Origin of the sequence: Bacillus sp. AFS023182, from assembly GCF_002560575.1 — a bacterium.
GTDB lineage: Bacteria > Bacillota > Bacilli > Bacillales > Bacillaceae_G > Bacillus_A > Bacillus_A arachidis.
This window is the reverse complement of record NZ_NTRO01000137.1, coordinates 1-6,229: the sequence shown is the minus strand read 5'-3', so window position 1 is coordinate 6,229 and position 6,229 is coordinate 1. Positions and strand designations below refer to the sequence as shown.

5 protein-coding genes are annotated in these 6,229 nt (G+C 34.3%); 2 read left to right on the top strand and 3 right to left on the bottom strand.

Annotated features, from left to right (window positions below; translation table 11 throughout):
• A partial coding sequence (locus CN288_RS27620; protein WP_098303620.1) for an IS4 family transposase occupies window positions 1–1,052 on the bottom strand: 1,052 nt, incomplete at its 3' end.
• A 151-nt stretch (window positions 1,053–1,203) separates the two neighbouring features.
• On the opposite strand from CN288_RS27620, the gene CN288_RS27615 reads away from it, so the two are divergent.
• Entirely contained in the window at window positions 1,204–1,812 is a 609-nt protein-coding gene (locus CN288_RS27615) for an ArsR/SmtB family transcription factor (protein WP_078214357.1), read from the top strand.
• Window positions 1,805–3,061, top strand: a complete 1,257-nt coding sequence (locus tag CN288_RS27610; protein ID WP_098303619.1) for an MFS transporter — start codon at window positions 1,805–1,807, stop codon at window positions 3,059–3,061. Before CN288_RS27615 ends, CN288_RS27610 begins: the two co-directional genes overlap by 8 nt.
• A gap of 544 nt (window positions 3,062–3,605) precedes the next feature.
• Here CN288_RS27610 and CN288_RS27605 read toward each other — a convergent pair.
• Complete coding sequence (locus CN288_RS27605; RefSeq protein ID WP_098303618.1) at window positions 3,606–4,994, bottom strand: M60 family metallopeptidase; 1,389 nt, start codon at window positions 4,992–4,994, stop codon at window positions 3,606–3,608.
• A 527-nt stretch (window positions 4,995–5,521) separates the two neighbouring features.
• A partial coding sequence (locus CN288_RS27600) for a phospholipase C (RefSeq protein ID WP_098303617.1) occupies window positions 5,522–6,229 on the bottom strand: 708 nt, incomplete at its 5' end.

Here is a 6,229-nt window from a genome sequence, read left to right as displayed (position 1 = left end):
GACACGCCGATTTGCCAACGCAAAGAATACCAGTCATGTACCTGTCCCATCGGGACAATATCTGTAGGGGTGTTTGTCATATATACGTTGATACCACTGAGTCGTTTACTACGAGGAGAATATTTCATTCCTTTCTTTTTTTCTCTTACAGCTTGATCTTGTAATCGTTTTTGTTGCTGTTGTTTTGTTAATCGATGGACAATTACACGAGCTGGCACTTTATCAATCATTCCTACATAAGCATCAGATATTTCACATGTTTGCCCTGGTTGAAGGGAGTTCATTACCGTCTCCATATCTATCTGTATATGCTCTGTACCTTTCTTAATTCTTCCATCTTGAAAATAATCAGGGTTAGGATTTTTTTGATAAATACGTGTATTCGACTTGATACGAGAAATATAGTAGGCCTCTTGATCTTGTATATATTGAAGGTCTTTTAAATGAAAATAACCTAAATCTCGGATACATAAATCATTCGCTGTCACAGTTGGGGCACACAGAGAGCCGTAAGTGCGATCATGTTGTTTACCTGGACCTGTATGAATATGTAGGAACTGTCCACTTAACAAATCATACTCAAGTTGAATTTTTATCCCAGCCGTATGGCTGCATCCTCCTGCACCTGGATAAACCGATGAAAATACATCCGGGAGTTGAAATGCAGTTGAATCTAAAATACGAATACGCTTGAAAACAGAAGTGTATGGAGAAGAAATTGGCATAGATGCGGCCAGTTTTTTGCTTAGTAGTTCGGCTAGTAGGTGTTGTAAAAGTTGGACGGCCGCCTTATTAAACCGTTGATTCAGTCCCTCAGGACTGATGAGTACTTCTGTTGATGCTTCTAAACAGCTAGATAACTGAGTTAAAGAAGTCATAGCTACATTTTGGCTCACCCATACACATAAAGCTACTAAATCTTTTGCTTGGTACTTACTGGTTCGTTGTACAAAACCAACATCTCTGGCAAGATTCCGTAAGGTATTTGGAGATAAAAAGCTTTGAATCTCTTGAGCAAATAGTTGTAATTCATCAGATACAGAAATAGACATACAATAACGCCATCCTTTCCTATGATTATAGAAACAGGATAACGTTTTTTTATTTTTTAGAAAATATTTTATTTTCATTGACAATAGTCAAAAAAAACAGTTATATTTATGTCAATAAAAACTGACTAGTCAGATGAAAGGAACATGTTAAATGTTACAAAAAGATATATTAATTCTAAATGAGTATGAACAATTAAAATCATTAAGTGATCCATTAAGAGTTGAGATTCTTTCTTTTTTGATTGAAGAACCTCGTTCAGGACAACAATTGTCACAAATTATTGGTTTATCTCGTTCGAAAATTCACTATCACTTACGTGATCTAGAAAAGAATGGTTTAGTCCAAATAGTAGAGGAAAATAAGAAAAGAAATATGACTCAGAAACTATACCAAGCAGTTGCTAAAAGTTTTATCCCCTCTAATAATTTATTACCTTTTCATTCAGAATACGGAGAAAGTCGTAGGTTATTAACCATTGCAACTTTAGAGAGAGCAAAGAGTCATGCTTTAGCAGCTCCTGAAAATGCTTTTTTAACACAATCTGAAAAGCCAGAAGAATGGGCTAGAATATCAAGTCAAATAGAAATTCGCACAACAAAAAAGCGATTTGAAGAATGGGTTGCTAAATATCATAATCTTTTAAAAGAACTCCATGATATTGATGAAATTGAAAATAGTGACGCGGAATGGTTTTACTTAGCCACAGTTGGATTCCAAATAGATGAGCCTTATTTTAAGGAAGGTGATCAAGATGAGTGAACCTGTTTTACAAAAAACTGCAGTCTCGACAAAAGTTAAATCCTTATTCAAACAAAAATCTTTTATATTGCTTTGGGTTAGTACCATCTTCTCTGGATTGAGTTTCAGTATGTTTTATTTTGCTGAAGCATGGTACGTTGTCCAGGAGTTAAATTTAGAAGCTTCCTTAGGGATTATTTATATTATTGGAGCAATTCCTCGGATTATATTTATGTTGTTAGGCGGCGTGTTAGCTGATAGACTAAGTCAATCGAAAATAATGTTTTTTTCAAACTTAACAAAAGCCATATTAATTGGAGGATTAGTTTTATTGTTATTATTTACAGGTGAGATAAATCTCTGGACATTAATTATATTTGCGTTATTTTTTGGTGTTTTGGATGCGTTTTTCTGGCCTGCATCTAGTTCTATTACTCCCGTTATTGTTCCGAAAGAATTTCTAACAAGAGCGAATTCAATTATTCAGACTACAAGTCAATCTACTTCAATTTTGGGTCCAATGATAAGTGGGTTTATAATTGTTGGATTTGATTATACAGGGATTTTTAGTTTGATTACGATCCTGCTAATTTTAGGTAGTGGTTTTATATTTTTTATTAAAGTTAATAAAAAAGTTGTTAATACTCAAGAAAATAAGCATCATTTGCTTTTAAGTTTAAAAGAGGGAATTAATTATGTTAAGAAGGCACCAATATTAATGGCTTTCCTTTTAAAAACATTATTTTTGAATCTTTTTTTCATAGGTCCATTAACTATAGGTTTTCCAATTTTCGTTAAAAATATATTGAAAGGCCAAACAATAGACTACAGTTTTATAATGTCGTTTTTAGCTATCGGGATGGTGCTGGGTTCTATCATCCTTGGTATTATAAACCTCAAAAGAAAGAGAGGAATTCTTAGCCTGACATCTCAAATGTTTGTAGGACTTTGTTTCTTGATATTAAGTTTTAGCAATGAACTATGGCAAAGCGTTGTTATTGTTGTTTTTTTGGGGATATCAATGACAATTTCTAATATATGTGCTGTTTCTGTTGTACAAAATGAAGCTGAACCAGAAATGATTGGGAGAGTAATGAGTATTCAAACAGTCTCTTCCATGGGATTAACACCTATTTCCTATGGATTGACTTCATTAAGTCTTTCACTTGAGATAGATATAAAATTTATTATTATGGTTGGTGCCCTATCTTTAATAGCATTTACCTTATATATATACTTTAAAATTCCAGCATTACGAACAGTCGACTAAATCATCAATCATAAAATACCTATAGAGATACGAAATTTTTGGTTTGGGGTAATTCTGAATTTTTAAGTTGATGGGTATGTGGTGCTACCCCCTATTAAGAAATAAGTGAGTTTTAGGAACTAGAATAAATTTATCTTAACAGTAATAAGAGAATTAAAGTTTTAAACGGAGGTCCTGTAACAAGAAGCATAAGATGGCCGTTTTGTTATAAAGACCTAAGTTCTGAGAACCCTTGAAAAATAAAGAAGCTTACCTATTATACATATCTAATAGGTAAGCTTCTTTGATTTTGAGGTAATCATTCAAAAATGAATCCATTATTTAAAAGGGCCAATTTTGAAGGGAAACACTGATTGTTTACTTTTATTCACATGATAGTATAGCTCGAGAGGATCTGCCACAGGAATGTTATTTATTTTCATACCTGTTATATCGTAATCCCCCTTGTTTATAAGGAATTATATGATGTGCCCTATTAGCTATGCCAAATTGTATTTGGATTGTCATCGATTGCATTACTAGCTAGTTCACACACTTGCTTTCATTATTTTCTTGAATCATACGCAGCTACTGCTTTAACAGGTTTTGCATCCGTCGCTTCCCATATAGGAGAAGTTAATGTTGGATATCTCAAAGCTTCTACTTTTTTTCTCGTTTCTTGTGATGCTTTCAGTCCCCATTGATCAAAGAATGGAAGTAAATTTTGTTTCGCTACTTTCGATGTATTGTAAATAAATGCTTGTATTTTCTCTTCATCCGTTGCTGGAAGTTTATCTTTTGATAACTCTCGATATAATTTGTGAAGATTCGGATAAAAATCTTCCCCATATGCTAAATGAAGTTGCCAAAACATAACAAGTTCCACAAACACGTCATTAATATTTTTATACTCTTTATCTGTTTGTTTTAAGTATTGAAAGGCTCTATCGTAATCTCCCTCTTTTTCTAACCGTGTTGGTTGATTCGGGAATAATTGCTTTTGTGCAGCTAAAGAATAAATATTAACAGTGACTTCATCCAATCCATACCACATCCAAGGGTATTGTTGTCTTGCATGCCCTGCTTCATGCATTTGTCCCCATCCAAATTCATTTACATTTAAAGTACTTTCAATTGCATCACCAGCAGTCGTAAATACGGCTCCATCTTGACTTAAATACATACCCCAATCTGGTTTGTTAGGATTTTCTACAAAAGCCCAAAGACGGCGAGTTGAACGATGTAACGGATTAGTATTTGTTTCAGATAGTCCCGATATTCTATCTTGTGCTAGAATCATTTCATCATATTTTTTTAATAAAGGAACAGGATCTTGATCCACAATATATTTCTTGGCACTTTCCTGAGTAACAGTAAGTACTGCTTTTTTTGACTTTAATTGAACGGCATGTGCATCTGGATATTTGTCCATCATGGCAATCCAGTCTTCTTTCTTATGCTTCCCTAATTCAAAGAATGGAATAGGACTCCCGCCTTGTGTTACTTTCACCCTAACAGTTCCTTTCCCTTCACAGTTATCAAATCCTAATAAACCACCGTTTGGAGAGGAGATAGTGTTAGAACCAGAAGAAAGACGAAATGCTTTTCCTCCTTCTTTATCATATTCATTTGTCCCAATAGTTGCTCCAAGCTTCTCTAATCCTGATAATCCCGATACTTCAATTGTCACTTGTTCATTCGGTTTTACATAGATTCCTGTTGGCGTATAGTTTCGTTGCTCTCTTCTTCTTTCTCTTTTTGCTTCACCCATATAATGTCCTGTACTCAGAAGTTCAAACGTCCTCTCTTCATATTGCGCCTGAGTTTGCGTAGTTTCAGCATGAATGTTCAAACTATTTACAGTCATAGACGTAAATAATGTCGTTGTCAAAACAGCAGATGCCATAAATACTTTCATTGGTTTTTGTAATTTACAATTCTTTCTTCTATTCATATAAGTCAGTCCCTTCATTCAAATCCATTCTATCTTTCATGCAAAACGCCGATTTCCTCACTAGCCCATTATATCCTTTTATCAAATTAATACAATGAAAATTTCTCTTACTATGGGGTATCGCCACATCGCTATCAAGCTAAGAAATACAAATACCCCAAAACAAGAAAATTGACATCTTCATGTGAAAATGTACAATTTTTTTGTTTTGAGGTGTTATAAAATTCTTAAGTTGATGGGCATGTGGCGCTCCCACTTATAAATGTTATAAAAGTCTTTCATTGATTTGAAAGGCTTGGAAATTTCTAAAATACACTTATCAAACTCAAATTATGGTATTTACTCTCAGGATGACCCTTGAACCCAATAGTCGTTTCCGTTTTACTTTATCTCACTATTTACGGTCAGTAAGACTTCCACATCAAGATTCGGAGAGAACTAAAGAAGATAGGTGGGGAATGCTCCTCCACCGTTGGAAGTTTCACTTTATAACATACATAACTTTTGCCATGTATAAGTGTATTTTGTTATTTGTTATTCACGTACGTATCAAACCATAAATGGATATATCCAGCTGTAATACGCTGTGCTTCGATTAAACGTTTTCCTGTTACCGGTGTTACTTCCGCACGCCATTTATCAGCAGAGTCTTGTGATACAGCTGCTTTTAGGAACCAATTTTTCGTATTATCATTAACAATTGATGGGAAATCAGCCTTTGCTGCTGCTGCTGATGCATGAACCCAATCTTCTGGATTTACACTTTGCCAATTCCAATAGCCATTTCCATCTGTTACTCTATAATTGTCTTTCACTGTATCAACGAAGTTTTCATATTTTGAGTGGAAGCCAAATGGATGCGAAATGTTAGTAAAGTTTGCTGCATGCATTGGTTGGTTGACATCCCCTAAATAATGAAGTGATAATCCTAAATAGAAGAATGCATTTTTCAGATCTTTATTTTGATAAGCTTCACCAGCTAGTTTAAAATATTTCGCTCCTGTTTGCTTTGCTTGTTTAGCAAATGGAATATACGTTTTTCCTGAATCAGGATCATAGAAGTGTGAAGCAAATGTAGAATTATCATAGTATGGGTTTTCATAATCTGCAGAGTAAATACCTTTCTCTAGATCCGTACGCCATTCATTTAATAGAGCTGTCTCATTTTGCTTCACAACAGTCGTATTTTGGGACATAATATCAATGGCTCTGTTGACAATCCATAAATGAGAACT

What these genes read in the sequence shown, in the direction of transcription:
- CN288_RS27610 (WP_098303619.1), top strand. Translation starts at nt 1,805, where the DNA reads ATGAGTGAACCTGTTTTACAAAAAACTGCAGTCTCGACAAAAGTTAAA.
- CN288_RS27615 (WP_078214357.1), top strand. Translation starts at nt 1,204, where the DNA reads ATGTTACAAAAAGATATATTAATTCTAAATGAGTATGAACAATTAAAA.
- CN288_RS27605 (WP_098303618.1), bottom strand. Translation starts at nt 4,994, where the DNA reads ATGAATAGAAGAAAGAATTGTAAATTACAAAAACCAATGAAAGTATTT.